The organism is Salinibacterium hongtaonis, from assembly GCF_003065485.1.
Taxonomy (GTDB): Bacteria; Actinomycetota; Actinomycetes; order Actinomycetales; family Microbacteriaceae; genus Homoserinimonas; species Homoserinimonas hongtaonis.
Map to the genome: position 1 here is coordinate 1165920 of NZ_CP026951.1, position 20307 is coordinate 1186226.

Consider the following 20307-nt stretch of genomic DNA (forward strand, 5'->3'; position numbering starts at 1 on the left):
GCAACGTTGCAAGAAGGGTACGGATGTTCTCCAAGATTCTCGTCGCAAACCGGGGTGAAATCGCCATTCGAGCGTTTCGCGCTGCCTACGAGTTGGGAGCCCGTACCGTCGCGGTGTACCCCTACGAGGATCGCAACTCCCTTCACCGCCAGAAGGCGGACGAGGCGTTTCAGATCGGCACTCAGGGCCACCCGGTCCGTGCCTACCTCGATGTTGACGAGATCATCCGTGTCGCCAAGCTCAGCGGTGCAGACGCCATCTACCCCGGATACGGCTTTCTTTCTGAGAACCCCGACCTAGCTAAGGCTGCAGCGGATGCTGGCATCACCTTTATCGGGCCCGGTAATAGCGTTCTCGAGATGGCGGGCAACAAAGTCACCGCAAAGGAACATGCTGTGGCAGCGGGGGTTCCCGTGCTCAAGTCTTCGCCAGCCACGACCGATGTCGACGTTCTCGTGGCTGCGGCCGACGAGATCGGGTTTCCGGTTTTCGCCAAGGCGGTTGCCGGTGGCGGCGGGCGCGGTATGCGCAGGGTCAACACGCGCGAAGAGCTCCGGCCCGCGCTTGAGGAGGCCATGCGCGAGGCCGATAGCGCGTTTGGCGACGCCACCATGTTCCTTGAGCAGGCGGTGCTCCGTCCCCGGCACATCGAGGTGCAGATTCTCGCCGACTCCACCGGGGAGACGGTTCACCTGTTCGAGCGCGACTGCTCCATTCAGCGACGCAACCAGAAGGTTGTGGAGATCGCTCCCGCGCCCAATCTCGACGAATCGATCCGTCAGGCGCTGTATCGAGACGCTGTGGCCTTCGCCAAGTCCATCGGCTACGTCAATGCCGGAACGGTTGAGTTTCTTCTCGACACCGTGGGGGAGCGCGCCGGCCAGCACGTCTTTATCGAGATGAACCCGCGCATCCAGGTCGAACACACCGTCACAGAAGAGGTCACTGATGTCGACCTCGTTCAGGCCCAGATTCGCATCGCCGCAGGCGAGACCCTCGCCGACCTCGGACTTTTGCAAGACAATCTGAGGCTCCGCGGGGCTGCACTCCAGTGCCGCATCACAACAGAGGACCCGACACAGGGCTTTCGGCCAGACACGGGCAAGATCACGACGTATCGCTCGCCCGGTGGCGGAGGCATTCGACTCGACGGCGGAACAGTGAGCCCCGGTTCGGAGATTAACCCGCACTTTGACTCGATGCTCGTCAAGATGACGTGCCGCGGCCGCGACTTTGCTTCGGCGGTCGGTCGTGCGCGCCGCGGTCTAGCGGAGTTTCGCATCCGCGGTGTTTCAACAAACATCCCCTTCATCCAGGCGCTGCTCGAAGACCCGTCATTCATTGCTGGCGACATCAGCACGGCGTTTATCGACGAGCGGCCCCATCTCGTGCACGCTCACCCGTCTCGGGACCGTGGCACGAAGCTTCTCAACTGGCTCGCCGATGTCACCGTCAACCAGCCGAACGGGCCAGCGGTCACCTCGATCCACCCGGCGGACAAGCTGCCAACGATCGACCTGTCCGAGCCAGCTCCCGCTGGATCGCGCCAGCGTCTTATGGAGCTTGGCCCCGTTGGCTTTGCGACGGCCCTGCGGGCGCAGACGGCGCTGGCAGTAACCGAGACGACATTCCGAGACGCGCATCAGTCGTTGCTGGCCACGCGCGTGCGCACTCGCGACCTCGTCGAGGTAGCCCCACATGTGGCCAGGATGACGTCGGAACTGCTCTCGGTCGAGGCCTGGGGCGGCGCGACCTACGATGTCGCACTGCGCTTTCTCGGCGAGGACCCGTGGGAGAGGTTGGCGTCGCTGAGGGAGGCTCTGCCCAATGTCGCTATTCAGATGCTTCTGCGGGGACGCAACACGGTCGGCTACACGCCGTACCCCACCGAGGTCACCGATGTGTTCGTGCGCGAGGCCGCGGCCACCGGTGTCGACATCTTCCGCATCTTCGATGCCCTCAATGACGTCTCCCAGATGCGGCCGGCGATCGATGCCGTGCTTGAGACGGGCACCTCGATCGCCGAGGTGGCGCTCTGCTACACGGGTAATCTGCTCGATCCTGCCGAGGACCTTTACACGCTCGACTACTACTTGCGACTCGCTGAGCAGATGAGCGACGCTGGGGCCCACATCCTCGCGATTAAAGACATGGCGGGTCTCCTTCGTCCTGCCGCGGCCGAGAAGCTTGTCACGGCACTCAGGGAGCGTTTTGACCAGCCGGTCCATGTCCATACCCACGACACCGCAGGGGGGCAGCTCGCAACCCTTCTCGCGGCGAGTCGCGCCGGAGCCGACGCCGTCGATGCCGCTGCGGCTCCGCTCGCGGGCACCACGAGCCAGCCGTCGCTCTCCGCACTGGTCGCCGCACTCTCCGACACGGAGCGTGACACGGGCATCAGCCTCCAGGCCGTTTCAGATCTCGAGCCCTATTGGGAGGCGGTCCGCGAGGTCTATGCCCCATTCGAGTCGGGTTTGCCCGGCCCGACCGGCCGCGTCTACCACCATGAGATCCCGGGAGGCCAGCTCAGCAATCTGCGCCAGCAGGCCATCGCGCTCGGCCTCGGCGATCACTTCGAGAAGGTCGAGGATGCTTACGCTGCGGCCAATGCGATGCTGGGGCGTCCACCCAAGGTAACTCCGTCGTCGAAGGTCGTCGGTGACCTCGCGCTCGCCCTGGTGGCGGCCGACGCCGACCCCGATGATTTCGAGCAGAACCCCCAGAAGTACGACATCCCTGACTCCGTGATCGGGTTTATGGCGGGAGAGCTGGGGGAGCTGCCCGGCGGTTGGCCGGAGCCGTTCCGCACGAAGGTTCTGGAAGGGCGCAGCGTCAAGATCGGGGTGAGTCCCGTTTCTGAGGAGGACGAGGCTGCGCTCGGCGGCACGTCAGATGAGCGCCGAAACGCCCTCAACCGCCTGCTGTTCCCTGCCCCCACCGCCACATTCGCCGACATGCGGGAGACGTACGGAGATCTTTCCGTCCTCGATACCGTCGACTACCTTTACGGCCTCCGCCAGGGCGAGGAACACATTGTTCCGATGGAGAAGGGGGTCAACCTCTACGTGGGCCTTGAGGCTATTGGCGATGCCGATGCCAAGGGCATGCGAACCGTCATGACCACCATGAACGGCCAGTTGCGACCCGTGTTCGTTCGAGACCGAAGCATCTCTGTCGAGGTCCACGCGACCGAGAAGGCGGATGCCTCCAAGCCTGGGCACGTCGCGGCACCGTTCGCCGGTGTCGTTACCCTCCAGGTCGAGGTCGGCGCGGCTGTGGAAGCCGGTCAGCCCGTCGCGACGATCGAGGCAATGAAAATGGAGGCGGCGATCACGGCATCGGTCGCTGGAGTCGTCGCGAGGCTTGCGATCAAGTCGACATCGCCCGTGGAGGGTGGAGATCTGTTGGTGGAAATTACACCGGCCTAGCCCCTTGGTAGACTGAGCCGTTCCTCAGGGAAGGGAAGTTCTGCCTGTGACGACGAAACGTGGAGAGTCGGGTTCTATATCCGACGACGCGCATTCACTTGATGATTCCGGCTTCAATGACTCGGTTCTGCTTGAAGACGGCGGCGATGACCTTGCTTCAGACGTCCCCGAGAGCATGACCGTGAGCATCGACCTGCCCGCGCCCGTGCGCACGGTTCCTGATGACGAGCTCGCGGTGACGATCAGCGATGACCCCGTGAGCCCGGAGCTTCTCTCAGGTGTTGACGTGTCGAGTCTCTCGATCAGCATGGATTCCTCGCTGATCGAGGCTTCCGACGACGTCGTCGACGATGTCGAGTATGCGCCGCTTCCTGCCGTTGCTTCGGACGACCCTCAGAGTCGTCGAGACCGCCTCCGCGGCGAGGTCTCGTCCACTCCGGAGTCGGCCAACATGCTGACCGCCGACAGGCTCATTGATGTCAAGCGACGCAGGCGCCCGGCGCCAGAGGGCGGTTGGCCGTCGTTCGTCTATTCGGCGACACTTCACCTCGTGAATCTGGGAGACTCCGCCAAGGCTCGAGCGCGCAAGGAGCTCGATGCCCGCATTGACAAGCAGTTCGAAGGCGGCACTCGGTTCGTGCCGGTGCTCACCCGCAAGGGCGGAGTCGGCAAGACGACGGTCACCTCTCTGCTGGGCATGGCGTTGTCGGATGTCCGCGAAGACCGCATCATCGCCATCGACGCCAACCCCGACCGTGGAACGCTGTCGGAGCGTGTCAACAAGCAGACCCGGTCTACCGTTCGCGACGTCGTCACCCACGCAGCGTCGATCACGAGCTTCAACGACTTTTCGCAGATGGTGTCACGCGATGAGACGCGGCTCGATATTCTCGCGTCGGACACCGACCCGCTTCTCTCCGAGGCATTCGACGAGAACGACTACAACGTGGTCGCAGACCTCGCCGCGCGCTTCTATTCGATCGCCCTCACCGACTGCGGAACCGGCATCGTCCATTCTGTGATGCGGGCAACCTTGCAGCGGGCAGATTCACTCGTCATTGTCTCTGGCGGCAGTGTGGATGAGGCTCGCCTCGCATCCGAGACGCTCACATGGCTCGAGTCCAACGGTTACGCCGATCTGGTGCGCAACGCGGTCGTCGCTATCAACACTGCGACGCAGGGCACCAGTCTCGTCAAGCTTGACGAGATCGAATCGCACTTTCAGTCGCGCGTGCGCGAGATCGTGCGCATTCCGTATGACCCGCACCTCGCGGCTGGCTCCGTCATCGACTACAAGAACCTCCGCACCCTGACCAAGGATGCTGCACGACGCTTGGCCGCGATTGTCATGGACGGTCTGCCTTCGCGTCGAGCCGACTAATCCGCGAACAAGCGTTAGCACGATCGCCGCTGCCGGGTGCAGCGTGGGCGATGGAATTACCAACCACGAGACCTGAGGTGGCAGCATGACCGCACGACAGATTCGGTTCTTCGGAGACCCGGTACTCAAGACGGTTTCCGATCCGGTCACATCGAAGGACGATGTCTCTGGACTGATCGAAGATCTCATCGACTCGGTCAAGCTTCCCGGTCGTGCCGGCGTTGCCGCCCCACAGATCGGCGTTAACCTGCGTGCATTCAGCTACAACGTCAACGGGGAGATTGGCTACGTCATCAACCCTGAGCTGGTTGAAGTCTCCGGCGAGCCTGAGCTTGTCGAAGAAGGCTGCCTCTCTGTTCCCGGGTTCTATTTCAAGCGATTGCGTTATCCATTCGCCCGGGTCAAGGGAATCGATCTCGATGGCAACCCGGTCGAGCTGAGCGGTGACGGCCTTATGGCGCAGGCTCTCCAGCACGAGGTCGATCATCTTGAGGGCCGTCTTTACATCGACGGGCTCGACAAAGAAACAAAGCGTGAGGCCATGAGACAGATTCGTGAATCCGACTGGTTCTAACCCACCGTCGGAGGCGCCCGCCGCACTAGCTGCGGCAGCGGAGCAAAGCAGAAGGGCCCGTGCAAAGCACGGGCCCTTCTGTCGTAGGGGCGGTGTTAGCCGCTGATCGAAATGCCCTCAGTCGCGGGAGCATCGTTGTACATGCCAGCAATCACATCCGAGAAGTCCCGGAGGATGATGTCTCGCTTGATCGAGAGCTTCGGGGTGAGATACCCGCTCGCCTCGGTCAGGTCGTGCTCCAAGATAGTGAACTTGCGGATTGACTCGGCCCGCGAAACACCCGCGTTGGCGCCGTCAATCGCGCGCTGCACCTCGGCGATCACCTTGGGATGCTTTCCAGCCGCCGCCGGCGTGAGGCTTGCATCCTCGCCATTGTTGTTGAGCCAGACGGGGAGCATCTCCTCGTCGAGGGTGATGAGTGCGGAGATGAACGGACGTTGATCTCCTACGACGACGACCTGCCCGATGATGGGGTTCGCGCGAATGGGGTCTTCGAGCGCGGCAGGGGCCACGTTCTTGCCACCCGCCGTGACGATGATCTCCTTCTTGCGGCCCGTGATCTTGAGGTAGCCGTCCTCGTCGAGTTCTCCGAGGTCGCCTGTCTTGAACCACTCGCCATCGAAGGTGTCTTGAGTGGCCTGCTCGTTGTTCCAGTAGCCAGCAAAGACGCTGATGCCCTTGGCCTGGACTTCGCCCTCTTTGGTGATGCGGATCGCGTTTCCGGGGATAGCCGGGCCGACGGTGCCGATCTTGAACTTGGCGACGACGTTGACCGTAACGGGAGCGGTGGTCTCCGTGAGTCCGTATCCTTCGAGGATGCGAAGGCCGAGGGCGCGGTAGAAGTGACCGAGGCGCAGGCCAAGAGGAGCCGACCCCGACACGGCGTAGGCAACCCGGCCACCCATCGCGGCGCGCAGCTTGGAGAGCACAAGACGATCAAGCACAGCGAACTTGAGCTTGAGTCCGAGCGGTACTGACCCCGCGTCGAGCGCCTTGGAGTAGGCGATCGCCGTTTCTGCCGCGGCGTGGAAGATCTTGCCCTTTCCGCCGGCTTCGGCCTTCTGCTCCGATGCGTTATAGACCTTCTCGAACACGCGCGGGACGGCAAGGAGGAACGTGGGCTTGAACGATCCAAGCGCCTGAAGCAGCTTCTTGGTATCGGGTTCGTGCCCAACCTTGACGCCGCCGTGGATGCTCAACACGGAAATGAAGCGAGCAAACACGTGGGCGAGCGTTATGAAGAGAACGGTGCTGGAGGCATCGTGCATGACTTCGGGCATGCTCAACCGGCTGTTACGGGAGAGCTCGTAGAAGTTCGAGTGGTTGAGGCGAACGCCCTTGGGCTTGCCGGTCGTACCCGAGGTGTAGATCAGGGTCGCCATGTCGTCTGCCTTGGCGAGGGAACGACGACGCTCGATCTCTTCGTCGGTAACCGCCGTGCCGCTGGCAACTAGCTTGTCGAGGTCCCCGAGGTCGATCTGCCACACGTGCTGCACGAGCGGCAGGTCTGCCCGGATCTCGTCCAAACGGGCAAAGTGGTCGGGGGTCTCCCCAATAAAACCGATGGCCCCGGAGTCGGTCATGTACCAGAGGATCTGAGCCGGAGCCGAGGTCTCGTAGATGGGCACGAGGATTCCCCCGGCGTACCACATCGCGAAGTCGACCAGGGTCCACTCATAACGGGTCTTCGCCATCAGCGCGACCTTGTCGCCAGGCTGCAGTCCAGCGGCGACAAAGCCCTTTGCGAGGGCGATGACCTGGCGCTCGAATTCGGTGGCTGTTACGTCCTCCCATGTCCCATCAGGACGGGGTAGCGCGAAGATGGCCTTGTTCGGTGTGGCCTTCACGCGCTGGACGAGCAGATCGGTTGTGTTCGCGTTCGGGTCAGCCTCGACCATTGCGGGCACGCTGTACTCTTTCACGGCAACTCCTTTGGTACCTCAGAGGGTGCGGGTATTCCCAACAGACTAGTGGAGCAGGGCCGCCGCGCTGGTTGACATTGTGGATTCTCTACACTTGAGATTGTCCATGTGCCGCACGGCGTATGTACGCATCGTTGTTATGCCGCTCCCGAGCGCATCCCTTTCACCCCTGCTGTTCGAATTGAGGACCTTCATGCACGCTGTCGGCATCGACATCGGTGGAACCAAGATCGCGGGGGCTTTGGTCTCCTACGAGGGCGAGATCGTGCGGTCTGAGCGAGTGCCGACTCCGGCCGGCGATCCGAGCGCCATCGTCGATGTCGTTACCGACATGATCCTCTCCCTCTCCCAGGGTGAGGAGGTTCGTGCTGCGGGAGTCGCCGCCGCTGGGTTTATCGATGAGCAGCAGGCCACTGTGTATTACGCGCCCAACATCAGCTGGCGCAATGAGCCATTCCGAGACCGTTTGCTCGAACGTGTGTCGCTGGATGTGACGATCGACAACGATGCCAACGCGGCAGGCTGGGCGGAGTTTCGTTTCGGTGCTGGCCGTGGTGTCTCCGATATGACGATGCTCACGATCGGCACGGGCGTTGGAGGCGCCATCGTCACGGACGGTCGGCTCCTGCGCGGCGGATTTGGCACGGGGGCAGAGATCGGGCACCTTCGTGTTGTGCCCGGAGGGCTTCCCTGCGGATGCGGTTCCCGAGGCTGCATAGAGCAGTACGGCTCGGGCAGGGCGCTGTTGCGTATGGCGAACGAGATTGCCGATGTCGGCGGCATCGGAATCCAGCTCGCAGACCTCCGCCAGAAGAGAGGCGTTCTCACGGGTGAGGATGTGGCGGCTCTGATCATCGAACGCGACGCCGGGGCAATGCAGGCGCTTCGTGAGCTCGGCAGCTGGCTCGGCCAGGCCTGTGCTTCACTGAGCGCCATTCTCGACCCCAGGATGTTTGTGCTGGGCGGGGGAGTGGCAGCCGCAGGAGAGACACTCCTTGACCCGATCCGCGAGGCGTATCTGGCGCACTTGCCAGCGCGTGGATATCATCCAGAGCCGCAGTTCGTCACAGCCCAGCTGGGAAACGACGCCGGTGTTGTCGGCGCAGCGGATCTCGCCCGCCTGCACTTTCTGTCGCGTTAGAGTTATCCGAGCGGATTGCAGAAGAGGTCTCGATGTTCTATTGGTTCATGAAGAACCTGATTGCCGGTCCCATTTTGCGGACGGTGTTCCGTCCATGGGTCAAGGGGCATGACAACATCCCCAAGACCGGTGGTGTAATCCTCGCGAGCAATCACCTCTCGTTCATTGACTCGGTGTTTCTGCCCCTGGTGATCGACAGGCGCATCAGCTTTCTCGCCAAGAGCGACTACTACACGACCAGAGGGCTCAAGGGCTGGGCGACCAAGAACTTTCTCAAGGCCACCGGCATGCTGCCAATCGACCGCTCGGGCGGCAAGGCCTCTGAAGCGTCGCTCAACACGGGCCTCGGCGTTCTTGCCAAGGGCGAGGTCCTTGGCATCTATCCAGAGGGCACCCGAAGCCCCGACGGCAAGCTATATCGCGGCCGCACCGGTGTCGCCCGCATGATTCTTGAGGGCAACGTTCCTGTTGTTCCCGTGGTCATGGTCGATACCGACAAGGTCATGCCGATCGGCAAGCGTCTGCCTAAGGTTCGCCGCATCGGTGTCGTCATCGGCGAACCCATTGATTTCTCCCGGTTCGAGGGCATGGAGAGCGACCGCTTCATTCTGCGGTCGATCACCGACGAGATCATGTTCGAGCTCCTCCGTCTTGGTGACCGGGAATATGCGGATGTCTATGCGTCGTCGGTCAAAGAAAAGCGCGCAACCCTGAGCCGCTAACGCCGCCTTCCGCGCGGAGCGAGTGGTCGTTCGCGTCCACTAAACTTTCCTCACCGGGCCGATGCCCGGCTCTTTCTGCAACCTGAAAAAGGAAAAAGTAAACGTGTCCCAGTCGACTATTGAGCCCGTAGTGCAAGCCGATCCCTCCGTGATCGCGGGGCTCGACTATTGGCGCACGCTTCCCATCAAGCAGCAGCCGCAGTGGCCGGATGCCGACGCGGTCGGCGCAGCATCCGCTGAGATCGCTGCGCTTCCGCCGCTCGTGTTCGCGGGCGAGGTCGACCAGTTGCGCAGCAGACTCGCCGATGCTGCTGCGGGTCGGGCGTTCCTTTTGCAGGGCGGCGACTGCGCCGAGACCTTTGCCGGGGCCACCGCCGACCAGATTCGCAATCGCGTCAAGACGATCCTTCAAATGGCCGTGGTACTTACCTACGGCGCGTCGATGCCGATCGTCAAGATGGGGCGCATGGCAGGGCAGTTCGCCAAGCCGCGCTCCAGCGACACCGAGACGCGGGGTGACGTCACGCTTCCCGCGTACCGGGGCGACATCGTGAACGGATACGACTTCACACCGGAGTCGCGCCGCGCGGACCCCGCCCGCCTGGTCAAGGGTTACCACACCTCTGCGTCGACCCTTAACCTCATTCGCGCGTTCACACAGGGTGGCTTCGCCGACCTGCGTGAGGTGCACAGCTGGAACAAGGGCTTCGCCGCAAACCCCGCCAACAAGCGTTACGAGGCGTTGGCGGGTGAGATCGACCGAGCCATCCGATTCATGGAGGCGGCCGGCGCCGATTTCGATGAGCTCAAGCGCGTGGAGTTCTACTCAAGCCATGAGGGACTGCTCATGGACTACGAGCGTCCGATGACACGCATCGATTCGCGCACGGGTCTCGCCTACAACACGTCCTCACATTTTCAGTGGATTGGTGAGCGCACGCGCGATCTCGACGGAGCACACCTCGACTTCTTCTCTCGGGTTCGAAACCCCATCGGCATCAAGCTCGGCCCCACCACGACGCCCGAGGTGATGAAGCAGATCATCGACAAGCTCGACCCCGAGCGCGAACCAGGACGCCTCACCTTCATCACCCGCATGGGCGCTGGCAAGATCCGCGAGTCGCTGCCGCCGCTTCTTGAGGCGGCGAAGTCGCTCGGTGTTACGCCGCTCTGGGTCACTGACCCGATGCACGGCAACGGCATCACGACGCCGAATGGCTACAAGACGCGTCGGTTTGACGATGTGATGGATGAGGTCAAGGGCTTCTTCGAAGCACACCGCGCTGCGGGGACCCACCCGGGCGGCATCCACATCGAGCTCACGGGCGACGATGTCACCGAGTGCCTCGGTGGCTCTGAGCACATCGACGAAAAGACGCTGGCTACGCGGTACGAGTCGCTCTGCGACCCGCGCCTCAACCACATGCAGTCGCTTGAGCTAGCGTTCCTGGTCGCCGAGGAACTCAGCGCCATTCGCTAGCTAAACCACGCAGAAGGCGGATGCCCCGGTTGTCGCCGGGCATCCGCCTTCTGCTAGTTAATGGCGCAGCGAGCTATCCAGCTTGCAACTTCACGGTCAGTGTGGAGCCCTTCGGTGCGGTGGAGCCTGCTGAGGGATCAACTGATTTGACCGTCGCCAAGTCAGGCAACGCTGACAATGCTTCGCTTGGGGGGTTTCCGAACTTGATGTCGAAGCCTGCTGATTGAAGAACCTTCAGGGCGTCTCGCCACGAGAGTCCAACCACATTCGGAATAGCAACCTGCTCAACGCCTCGCGAGATGATCAGGTCGACGGTTCCGCCTTGCGGCACTACCGACTCACCCTGAACGGCCTGGGCGCGGATGACATTGCCTGCCGGCACCGTGTCGTTGTACTCCTCGGCGGCGCGCTGGCCCGTGAGGCCGACCTGAGTCAACGTAGCCTGGGCGTCGTCTACTGTCATGCCTGAAACCTCGGGGATCGACCCCAGAGAAACGACTAACGTAACCGGCTGCTGATCGCCATAGGTCTCGATAGTCGTGAGGTCGACGTCGCCAGCGCCGAGCGCCTGGACGACGATTCCCGGCGTTGACCCGTCGAAAATGTATCGAGAATCAGTGGTCGTAAATCGCGAATCCGTCACCGCCTGGAGGGCGTCAGATTCGGCGAGGCCGACCAGTTCCGGGATAGAGAGCGGTTCGGGGCCCGCCGAGAGTATGAGGGTCACAACGGCGCCGTGGTCGACCGCTTCGCCCGCGGGAGGGTTGGTCCCCACGACGGTGCCGATGGGAACAGTCGGGTCGTACGCCTCGGTCGTCGCGTCGTCAACTATGAGGTCTTGTTCTTGGAGTGCTGCGGTAGCGGCCGCCACGTCCAGGCCGGCAACGGTAGCGATGGTCACCTTCGCGCCCGGGCCGGCGCCGAAGTACCATCCTGTGCCAACGGCAACCGCAGCGAGCAGCAGGACAAGGCCAACGAGCCACCCGCCCCGAGCGCGTCGGCGGTCGCTAACGCGCTTGAGCTTGTCGGCTTCAGGGCCGAGCGTGGCGGTGGGCGCGCTCAACCGGACGACGGGCTCAATTACCTGGGTTGCATCGGTGGCCGACTCGACCGCCATGGGCAGCACCATTGTGCGGTTCATTGCTGCTTCAGGGGCATCGCGATCGAGTTCGCGCTGGATCACCAGCAGCTCGGCAAGCATTTCGGCGGCGTCGCTCGGGCGATCATCGGGCTCGCGAGCCGTCGCCCAGGCTACGAGTTCATCGAATGCGGCAGGAACGTTCGGATTCAGCAGGCTGGGCGCGGGCACCGTGTCGTTGGCGTGCTGTTGCGCTACCTGGAACGGCTGTTCGCCCTTGAACGGCTGCTCGCCCGCGAGCATCTCATAGAGCATGATCCCGACCGCGTAGATGTCGCTGCGCGCATCCGCTGTTCCTCGTGTGACGAGTTCGGGGGAGAGGTAGGCGATCGTACCCATGAGCGCCGTGCCCGTTGCAGTGTTGGCGGTAGCGGCTCGAGCAAGCCCGAAGTCACTGATCTTGATGCGTCCGTCGTCGGCCAGCAGCACATTTTCCGGCTTGAGATCGCGGTGGACAATGCCGCTTCTGTGGGCTGCGGCAAGCCCGCTGAGCACCGCTTCGAGAATGTCGAATGCCTGCTCGGTAGTCAGGATGTGATGGTCATTGAGAAGATCGCGCAGCGTTATGCCGGGAAGATATTCCATGACGAGATAGGCGGTTTCACCGTCTTGCCCCTGGTCGTACACATTGACGACATTGGGGTGGGCGAGGCGGGCCGCAGAGCGGGCCTCCTGAATGAAGCGGATCTTGTATTGCTCGTCGTCCGCCAGATGGCCGTGCATGACCTTGATGGCAACCCTGCGCTCAAGGCGCAGATCGGTGGCGAGGTAGACCGTCGCCATGCCGCCGCGAGCGATCCGAGAGCGCACCTGATAGCGGCCGTCGAGGAGACGGCCGATCATCGGGTCAGAACTGGGTGTGCTCACTGCTCAAGTCTAAAGTTCGACTGCCTGGCAATGTGGCTGGGACGCGCCTTGATGGCAACACTCGTATAACGGAGGGATCCCGTCGGGTAGCTGCTTAGCCGATCGCGGCGAGCCATGAGCGGGCTGACGCCTCCCACTTGGCATAGGCATCCGGATAGGCGGAGATCTGCACGGCCTGAGCGGCTTGCGTCACGGACATCGACTGCCATCCTGCGATGTCGAGCAATCCGCGAGTGTAGCCAGCGTTGGGATTGCTGGCGCCGCCGAAGAAGAGCCGGGCGGAGTGCTCGGGGGTCGTTAGCTGGGCGACGGAACCCCAGCCAGCGCTCGGGCGCTGCTGAAAGAGACCGACAGAGTCGAGGTCTCCCCAGGTGAGATTGCGAAGGGTTGATTCCTGGGCCGCGGTAGCCAGTGCGATGACAAGTCCGTAGTCATTCACGCCGAGGCTGCGCCCCACGGAGACGATCGTGCGCGCGTGCTTCTCCATCTCCGGCGTGAGGGCGACGACCGATTGCGGAGTGGATGGAACACTGCCAGCCGCCTGTACCGCTGGTACGACGAGGGTCTTTCCCGCATAGATGGTGGACGTTGACGAGAGGCCGTTCGCGGCGAGAAGCTGAGCGACAGAGACGCCGAGCTTGGTGGCGATAGACGACGCGGTGTCGCCGGGAACGATCGTGTAGCGCGCAGCGCTGCTCGTGCCTACGGGGGTCGCTGCGGCCGGCGGTGCAGACGCAGCAGTGGTGAGGCCGGGAATGGTGAGGCGCTGGCCCGGGTAGATGATGGACCGGGCGGAGAGCCCATTGGCGTTGAGGACGGCCTGAGTCGCAACGCCGAACTTGGCGGCGATACCGCCGATCGTGTCGCCGCGGGCAATGGTGTAGCTGCCACCCGTAGTCGGCGCGGGGGCGGGGGTCGCCGCCACGGGCTTGGCGGTCTGTGACAGAAGAAGAACCTGTCCAGGGTGGATAACCGACTTCCATCCCAGGCCGTTCATCGCCAAGACCGATGCGGTCGAGAGGCCGAAGCGACCGGCGATGCCGCTGATGGTGTCACCGGCTTGCACGGTGTAATTGGCGGGAGCCGTAGCGGCCACGCTGGACTGAGCGGGTGCGGTGCCGATCGACGGGGAAGCCGAGGAAGCCTGGGCATCGCTGAGAGCCTTGCGAACGGAGTCGCGGAGGGCCGACGGGCTCTGGGCGTCGTCGTGATCAGGGTTGTGGTCGTCGCCGAGCGCGATGGGGCCAGTGAGATTCATGCTCATGGCGAGCGATCCTGCGAGCACGATCGGGATTGTCGAGAGCGCGCTCTTTGCCACTCGTGCGCGGTATGACGTTCGATCAGAAGTGCTGGTCATGTTGTCCCCGTGATCCTCAGTGCCGTGGTGGTGGGCGACGTGCAACGAACGCCGAACACGTGGTGCACCTCGGCCGTGGCCCTGCCCAGCAATCTGGCACAGAACGGTACTTCTGTCAATCACTGTGACTGGTGTTAACAGAGTGATTGGAGTGATTCCGAGCCAGTCTGCCGAAAGAACACCCACAGTTACTGCGCGCTTGCATCACGTTCGCCGATTTTTCTGACAGGCTTGTACTTGTGAGTACCGACCCTGAAGTTCGTTGGCTGACCATTCCCGACCTCGTCGATATCCTCGGAATCGGCGTTAGCAAGGTTCGTCGCCTTATAGAGGATCGAAGCCTTGCAGCGCGGCGCATTGACGGCGTCTGGCGTGTCCCCGAGTCGTTTATCCGCGACGGCGAACCGCTCTCAGAACTGCGCGGCACGCTTATCGTGCTTGCCGATGCCGGGTTCGACAACGACGCCGCCATCGAATGGCTATTGGAGCCAGAAGAAAGTCTGGGGTTTGCTCCCATTGAAGCGCTGCGCGCAGGCCGCAAAGCTGAAGTGCGCCGTATCGCGCAAGCCCTCGCTTAGCCTCTCGCGCCCAGAGCTGCTGCCCCGTCGCTTCTAGACGGTGCGGCGGGTGACGATGTGCACCAGGTCTACGAGCTGGGCCCGAGCGGCTGCATCGAATGATGCGTCTTCGAGAGCAGCAAGTGCCTTACGGGCGTTATGCGCGATGAGATTCTCGACGTCAGCCACAGCCCCGCATTCCCGAAGCGACGCCTGAAGGGTGTGCACTTGGCCATCCGTAAGGTCAGGGTCGCCGAGGAGCTCGTCGAGCAATCGCGTCGCCGAAGGAGTGAGGCGCCTCCTGGCAAGCCCGACGAGTACGGTGCGCTTGCCCTCGCGCAGGTCATCTCCCGAAGGCTTGCCTGTTTGTTCGGGGTCTCCGAAAACGCCCAAGAGATCATCGCGGAGCTGAAACGCAACTCCCAGCGGGAGGCCGAAGTCGCGCAAGGCGCTGATCTGGGTGAGTGATGCCCCGCCGATTGTCGCCCCGATGATGAGAGGCGCCTCGATGCTGTACTTGGCCGACTTGTAAACGATGACGCGGTGCGCACGCTCGAGCTGCTCGGTATCGTTGCGGGAGCGCCACGAGTGCTCCTCTAGCAAATCGAGGTATTGGCCGCCGGTTACCTCTGTGCGCATACGGTTGAACTCTCGCCGAGCGGCGATCGCTGAATCCCGGCTGCGAACGAGCCCGAGCCCGGCGTCGAGGACCTCGTCGCTCCAGCCGAGCAGAAGGTCACCCAGCAGAATCGCGCTCGATCGGCCAAACGATTCTGCGTTGCCCGTCCATCCGGTCTCGGTGTGCAGTGATTGAAAGCGTCGATGCGAAGCCGGCTTGCCGCGGCGGGTGTCTGAATTGTCGATCAGGTCATCGTGCACGAGGGCGGCGGCATGAAAGAGCTCAAGAGAAGCGGATGCTGCCACCACGCCCTCGACCTCGGGCTCATCGTCGTTGCCGGGGGCGACTGCTCGATAACCCCAGTAGCAAAACTGGGCACGAAAACGCTTTCCGCCCGAGAGGAGGGAGGCCGAGTAATCGACGAAGGGTGCGAGGTCGGGGGAGATCTCCGTCAGATGGGTCCTCTGCTCTGCGAGGAACTTGTCGATGGCCGACTGTACCCTGGCAACTATCCGCTTACTCTCAGTCACGGGGATAGCCTAGTCAGCGGGTGCAGCATACAATTGACTTTGGCAGTTCATCAGATCGGCCGGGAGGAGTAATCATGCCGCTTTCAGAACGTGAGCAGCGTCTCCTGGATGAGATGGAGCGAAGCCTCTATCAGAATGACGCGGACTTTGTTTCGGCCGTCACTCCTCGTCGGGGTCGCACCAACTATCGCCTACTCGTCGTGGGCATCCTTGTGGCACTCGTTGGCATCGCTGCCATCGTTGCCGGAGTCGTCTTGAAACAGCCCGTTGTGGGCATTGTTGGATTCATAGTGGTTTTTGGTGGTGCGCTCCTTGCGATCTCACCAGCCCGATCAAGCGCCGGCGTCGATGACGAAGTTGCGCGGGCACGCCGCTCCAAGCAGCACGCCGGGTTCATGGATCGCATGAACGACCGCTGGGACCGCCGTCAGGATCGCCACTAACGAGCGACAGTCTGACCCAGGCATCCGATCAGGCCGGAATTGTCTAACGCAAAGCCCTCGTCGTAGGACGGGGGCTTTTTTGCGCCCTTTTCTGCCGCATCCGTAGGAATTCTCCTCCACCTCCCTCCACCCCGCGCATCCCAGTGATTTCATACCTTCTGGGGCAGCGGCGGGCTCAATATGGGCATAAATCATTGTTTTGTGGGGGAATGTGGAGTAAAGTGGAGGCATCCTGAAGCTGGGCCGGAGTCGGAAGGGGGTGCGTGGTGTTTCTTGGTACCTACGCGCCCAAGCTCGACGACAAAGGTCGAGTGATCCTGCCGGCCAAGTTCCGCGCCGAACTAGAGAACGGCGTAGTGCTCGCTCGCGGCCAAGAGCGATGCCTCTACGTGTTCAGCACGAGGGAGTTCGAAGAGCTCGCCGACAAGATGCGGCAGGCTCCCGTCACGGGCAAGCAGGCCCGCGACTACATGCGCCTTTTTCTCTCGGGAGCGACCTCAGAGGTGCCAGACAGTCAGAACCGCGTCACGATCCCTGCGGCCCTCCGGGCTTATGCGGGGCTCGGCAAAGAACTGACCGTCATTGGCGTGGGAAACCGAGCAGAGATTTGGGACACCCAGGCATGGGAGACCTACTACGCGGAGCAGGAGAGTGCTTTCGCCGACACTACCGAGGAGGTGATTCCCGGACTCTTCTAGCGCCTGGCATCTGACTCCCAGCCGAGCGCCCTGCCTCACTTCCCCGGAGGCAGGTCGAATCGGATGGGGATCAGAAACCAGGAGCCAACCGGGCACACACTATGGAAGAAAAACAGATCCACACCCCCGTAATGCTCGAGAGAACGATCGAGCTGCTCGCCCCCGCCATCGAGCGGCCAGGTGCGGTACTTGTCGATGCGACACTCGGTATGGGCGGGCACTCAGAGGCGTTCCTCGAGCGTTTTCCGCAGCTCACGCTCGTCGGACTCGACCGTGACACGGATGCACTCGCAATCGCGGGGGAGAGGCTCTCGCGCTTCGGCGACCGTGTCCACCTCGTGCACACCGTCTACGACACCATCCTTGAGTCGGTTCAGGATCTCGGGTTTTCAGAGGTTCAGGGCATTCTTTTCGACCTCGGCGTCTCCTCGCTGCAGCTTGACCGGGTCGAGCGCGGCTTCTCGTATTCCAAGGATGCGCCGCTTGACATGCGCATGGATGCCACGTCGGAGCTCACGGCCGAGCAGGTACTTGCCGAATACTCCGAGGCCGATCTCCGCCGTATCTTTAAGGACTATGGCGAGGAGCGACTCGCTCCCCGCTATGCGAAGAAGATTGTCGAGCGTCGTCAAGTGGCGCCGCTCACCACTTCTGCCGAGCTGGTGCAGATCATCACGGATGCGACTCCCGTCGCTATCCAGCGCAAAGGACACCCCGCCAAGCGCGTCTTTCAGGCACTTCGTATCGAGGTCAACCAGGAGTTGGCAGTGCTCGAGCGGGCGATTCCGGCCGCTGCTGAGTTGCTCGCGGTGGGGGGCCGCATGGTGGTGCTCTCCTACCAGTCGCTCGAAGACCGCCTCGTCAAGCGTTTTCTTGCATCCGCGACAACGTCGAGTGCGCCAGCAGGGCTTCCCGTCGAGCTGCCGGAGCATCACCCCGATTTTCGTCTTCTTGTCCGCGGAGCAGAACTCGCCTCCGATGACGAGAAGGCGGCCAACCCTCGATCCATTCCGGTTCGCCTCCGTGCGGCCGAGCGCACCAGGAGGTTCGCATGAGCGACAACCTCGCCCGGGTCTTGCCCGCACCGCTCCCACGGGAGCCGCGGCGCGCGCCCCACATCGAGATCGCCCCCAGTCGTCAACAGCGCCGGGCCCGACCCAAGCTCGCCTATGCGATTGTCATCGTTGCAGGCCTCTTTGCCGTCTTGGTCTCTCAACTTCTGCTGAGCATCGCCCTCGCCGACGGTGCCTACGAGATCGCTGCGCTGCAGGCAGAGCAAAAGGAACTCAACCGCGACGAGCAGATCGCGACCGAGGCGCTCGATGTTCTTAATTCCCCGCAGAACTTGGCCGCGCGTGCTGAGTCCCTCGGCATGGTCTCCAACGACAGCGCCGTCTACCTTGACCTTGCCTCAGGCGCGGTCAAGGGTGTTCCCCAGGCAGCACGGGGGGACGCCGGCAGCGTGATCGGTGCCAACGGTGGGCTGCTCATTCCGAATTCGCTGCTGCAGACGGTTCCCGACTTGGGCGCGGCTGCTGGGATCGCCGCCGCCGAAGCTGAGAGTGCCGATGATGCAGGCGCGTCGGGACTGGTCGGCGCAGATGCGTCGGTACCGTCGTATCCGAACGGACTTCCGGCACCTATCACTAGGTAGAGGTTCGATTCACGAAACTGGGGACGGGCGTGAACAGTAAGCGAATGAGCGGCAGGCGACTCTCGGTCGCCATTGTGGTGACGCTAGCGATCGTCGCCATTTTCGCTGTTCGGTTGGTCGACCTTCAGGTTGTGCGCGCGGCGGAGCTTAACGCCGCTTCGCTCAACAAGCGTGCGGTTTCTACGGTGACGTACGGCGCTAGGGGGCAGATCATTGACGCCAATGGCGTTGTGCTCGCCGACACGGTCACGCGATACGACATCACTGCATCCCCTCGTTTCGTCAAAGACTCATTCGCGCGAGAAGTGACGAATGCCGACGGTAGTAAGTCGACTGTTACCGTCACGACGGCGCAGGCGCTTGCAGAGATTGCAGAGATCAGCGGTGCCGACCAGCAGGCGATGTTGGTCAAACTGACGGAGAATCCCGAGTCCGACTACGCTGTGCTCGCTCGCGGCCTGGACGCCGATCAGTATCGAGCGGTTCGGGCTCTCAAGATTCCTTGGGCTTACGCCGAGGTGCGATACACCCGCACCTATCCCAACGGTGCAGTCGCTGGCAATCTTGTTGGCCTGCTCGGAACGGAAGACCCGCTCAACGGCCTTGAGTACACCGAAGACTCCTGTCTTGACGGCATCGACGGGCAGTCCACCTATGAACGTGGTCTCGATGGAGTCCGGCTTCCCGGCAGTACCGTGACCAAGCAGGAGGCGGTAGCGGGAGGCACGCTCAAGCTCACGATCGACAGCGACCTGCAGTGGTATGTGCAACAGCAGATCGCAGAACAGGCCGTTGCGTTGGGCGCCGATTCTGCGTCGGCGATTGTCGTGCGCGTGAAGGACGCCCACATCATGGCCATGGCCGATTGGCCGTCGGCAGACCCCAATGACATCGGTGCGACTGAGGAGCCGTACCGTGGCTCGCTCGCTTTCTCTGGCGCCTACGAACAGGGTTCGACGTTCAAGCCCATCAGCGCCGCGATGCTTCTTGAAGAGGGCGCGGCGACGCCGGGCACCAAGCTGACGGTGCCTTCGCTGATGCAGACACCTGAGGGTGGTCAGGTGCGAGACGCGACGGCGCACGCCACGCTTAATCTCACTTTGGCCGGGGTTATCCAGAACTCCTCGAACGTCGGAATTTCGATGCTCGCCACCAAGCTGTCGAACTCGACCCGATACGACTACCTCACCAAGTTCGGCATGGGCACTCCAACCGCCGTGGGCTTTCAGGGCGAATCGGGCGGCATCCTCTCGAAGAGCTGGGACAGTCAACAGAAATATGACGTCGCCTATGGGCAAGGAATCGCTTCGACTCTGGCGCAGATGGGCGGCGCATACCAGGCTCTGGGCAACAACGGTGTTCGGCTACCCCTAACCCTTGTTGAGGGCTGCCAGAAGCCTGACGGCACTGTATTGGCGCCCGCTGGCGCGGCGCCAGTTCAGGTGGTCTCGGAATCGACGGCCGACCAGGTTGTCGCAATGATGGAGACAGTGGTTACGGGTGGCGATCTCTCGTCGCTGCTCACGATTCCCGGTTACCGCGTCGCCGCCAAGTCGGGAACGGCCCAGTTGGCTGTCAATGGCGTCTACTCCAACGAGCGTGTTGTCTCGGTCGCTGGCATGGCGCCGGCGGAGAACCCCGAATACGTCGTGATCGCGAGTTTCGTCAAGCCGGATACTATTAAGACATCCGCGGCTGCGGCTCCCACCTTTCAAAAGATCATGACCCAGGTGCTCAAGACCTTTCGCGTCGAGCCATCCACGCAGCCAGCGCCCCATCTGCCCGCCACCTGGTGA

16 protein-coding genes are annotated in these 20307 nt (G+C 62.5%); 12 read left to right on the forward strand and 4 right to left on the reverse strand.

All coding sequences use genetic code 11. The annotated features are described in order from the left end of the window. Positions 1-23: 23 nt before the first annotated feature. From C2138_RS05700 to def, 3 genes are all read left to right on the forward strand, one after another. Positions 24-3428 carry a pyruvate carboxylase gene (locus tag C2138_RS05700; RefSeq protein ID WP_108516207.1) on the forward strand — a complete coding sequence of 1135 codons (3405 nt, stop codon included), beginning with the start codon at positions 24-26 and terminating at the stop codon, positions 3426-3428. A gap of 46 nt (positions 3429-3474) precedes the next feature. Beyond that, complete coding sequence (locus tag C2138_RS05705) at positions 3475-4809, forward strand: MinD/ParA family ATP-binding protein (RefSeq protein ID WP_241961196.1); 1335 nt, start codon at positions 3475-3477, stop codon at positions 4807-4809. A gap of 85 nt (positions 4810-4894) precedes the next feature. After that, a complete protein-coding gene (gene def / locus C2138_RS05710) occupies positions 4895-5383 on the forward strand; it encodes a peptide deformylase (RefSeq protein WP_108516208.1) in 489 nt (162 codons plus the stop codon). A gap of 95 nt (positions 5384-5478) precedes the next feature. Here def and C2138_RS05715 read toward each other — a convergent pair whose 3' ends face one another. Continuing rightward, positions 5479-7305, reverse strand: a complete 1827-nt coding sequence (locus C2138_RS05715; RefSeq protein ID WP_108516210.1) for an AMP-dependent synthetase/ligase — start codon at positions 7303-7305, stop codon at positions 5479-5481. 193 nt (positions 7306-7498) lie between these two features. On the opposite strand from C2138_RS05715, the gene C2138_RS05720 reads away from it, so the two are divergent. From C2138_RS05720 to C2138_RS05730, 3 genes are all read left to right on the forward strand, one after another. Further along, complete coding sequence (locus C2138_RS05720; protein ID WP_108518860.1) at positions 7499-8446, forward strand: ROK family glucokinase; 948 nt, start codon at positions 7499-7501, stop codon at positions 8444-8446. 32 nt (positions 8447-8478) lie between these two features. After that, positions 8479-9168 carry a lysophospholipid acyltransferase family protein gene (locus C2138_RS05725; RefSeq protein WP_108516212.1) on the forward strand — a complete coding sequence of 230 codons (690 nt, stop codon included), beginning with the start codon at positions 8479-8481 and terminating at the stop codon, positions 9166-9168. Positions 9169-9316: 148 nt separating this feature from the next. Further along, positions 9317-10648, forward strand: coding sequence for a class II 3-deoxy-7-phosphoheptulonate synthase (locus C2138_RS05730; protein ID WP_241961211.1), 1332 nt, complete (start codon positions 9317-9319; stop codon positions 10646-10648). A gap of 73 nt (positions 10649-10721) precedes the next feature. Here C2138_RS05730 and pknB read toward each other — a convergent pair whose 3' ends face one another. Both pknB and C2138_RS05740 read right to left on the reverse strand, forming a co-directional pair. Beyond that, entirely contained in the window at positions 10722-12653 is a 1932-nt protein-coding gene (pknB, locus tag C2138_RS05735; protein WP_108516216.1) for a Stk1 family PASTA domain-containing Ser/Thr kinase, read from the reverse strand. A 94-nt stretch (positions 12654-12747) separates the two neighbouring features. Next, positions 12748-14010 carry a LysM peptidoglycan-binding domain-containing protein gene (locus C2138_RS05740; RefSeq protein WP_241961197.1) on the reverse strand — a complete coding sequence of 421 codons (1263 nt, stop codon included), beginning with the start codon at positions 14008-14010 and terminating at the stop codon, positions 12748-12750. Between the two features lie 239 nt (positions 14011-14249). Here C2138_RS05740 and C2138_RS05745 point away from each other — a divergent pair, with 239 nt between their 5' ends. Continuing rightward, entirely contained in the window at positions 14250-14588 is a 339-nt protein-coding gene (locus C2138_RS05745) for an Rv2175c family DNA-binding protein (RefSeq protein WP_108516217.1), read from the forward strand. A 33-nt stretch (positions 14589-14621) separates the two neighbouring features. Here C2138_RS05745 and C2138_RS05750 read toward each other — a convergent pair whose 3' ends face one another. Next, the gene (locus tag C2138_RS05750) at positions 14622-15716 is read right to left on the reverse strand and encodes a polyprenyl synthetase family protein (protein ID WP_108516219.1); all 1095 of its coding nucleotides are present in this window, start codon (positions 15714-15716) and stop codon (positions 14622-14624) included. Positions 15717-15790: 74 nt separating this feature from the next. On the opposite strand from C2138_RS05750, the gene C2138_RS05755 reads away from it, so the two are divergent. The 5 genes from C2138_RS05755 to C2138_RS05775 all read left to right on the forward strand — a co-directional run bounded on the left by C2138_RS05755 (position 15791) and on the right by C2138_RS05775 (position 20307). After that, a complete protein-coding gene (locus C2138_RS05755) occupies positions 15791-16159 on the forward strand; it encodes an SCO2097 family morphological protein (RefSeq protein WP_108516221.1) in 369 nt (122 codons plus the stop codon). A gap of 266 nt (positions 16160-16425) precedes the next feature. Then, the gene (gene mraZ, locus C2138_RS05760; protein WP_108518864.1) at positions 16426-16857 is read left to right on the forward strand and encodes a division/cell wall cluster transcriptional repressor MraZ; all 432 of its coding nucleotides are present in this window, start codon (positions 16426-16428) and stop codon (positions 16855-16857) included. Between the two features lie 101 nt (positions 16858-16958). Then, complete coding sequence (gene rsmH / locus C2138_RS05765) at positions 16959-17912, forward strand: 16S rRNA (cytosine(1402)-N(4))-methyltransferase RsmH (RefSeq protein ID WP_108516223.1); 954 nt, start codon at positions 16959-16961, stop codon at positions 17910-17912. After that, the gene (ftsL, locus tag C2138_RS05770) at positions 17909-18511 is read left to right on the forward strand and encodes a cell division protein FtsL (protein WP_108516225.1); all 603 of its coding nucleotides are present in this window, start codon (positions 17909-17911) and stop codon (positions 18509-18511) included. Before rsmH ends, ftsL begins: the two co-directional genes overlap by 4 nt. Before the next feature lie 44 nt (positions 18512-18555). Further along, positions 18556-20307 carry a peptidoglycan D,D-transpeptidase FtsI family protein gene (locus tag C2138_RS05775; protein ID WP_108516227.1) on the forward strand — a complete coding sequence of 584 codons (1752 nt, stop codon included), beginning with the start codon at positions 18556-18558 and terminating at the stop codon, positions 20305-20307.

Excerpts from the sequence above, each read along its gene's own strand:
- ftsL (WP_108516225.1), top strand. The coding sequence starts at position 17,909 with ATGAGCGACAACCTCGCCCGGGTCTTGCCCGCACCGCTCCCACGGGAG.
- rsmH (WP_108516223.1), top strand. The coding sequence starts at position 16,959 with ATGGAAGAAAAACAGATCCACACCCCCGTAATGCTCGAGAGAACGATC.
- C2138_RS05725 (WP_108516212.1), top strand. The coding sequence starts at position 8,479 with ATGTTCTATTGGTTCATGAAGAACCTGATTGCCGGTCCCATTTTGCGG.
- C2138_RS05775 (WP_108516227.1), top strand. The coding sequence starts at position 18,556 with ATGAGCGGCAGGCGACTCTCGGTCGCCATTGTGGTGACGCTAGCGATC.
- C2138_RS05740 (WP_241961197.1), bottom strand. The coding sequence starts at position 14,010 with ATGACCAGCACTTCTGATCGAACGTCATACCGCGCACGAGTGGCAAAG.
- def (WP_108516208.1), top strand. The coding sequence starts at position 4,895 with ATGACCGCACGACAGATTCGGTTCTTCGGAGACCCGGTACTCAAGACG.
- C2138_RS05720 (WP_108518860.1), top strand. The coding sequence starts at position 7,499 with ATGCACGCTGTCGGCATCGACATCGGTGGAACCAAGATCGCGGGGGCT.
- C2138_RS05755 (WP_108516221.1), top strand. The coding sequence starts at position 15,791 with ATGCCGCTTTCAGAACGTGAGCAGCGTCTCCTGGATGAGATGGAGCGA.
- C2138_RS05700 (WP_108516207.1), top strand. The coding sequence starts at position 24 with ATGTTCTCCAAGATTCTCGTCGCAAACCGGGGTGAAATCGCCATTCGA.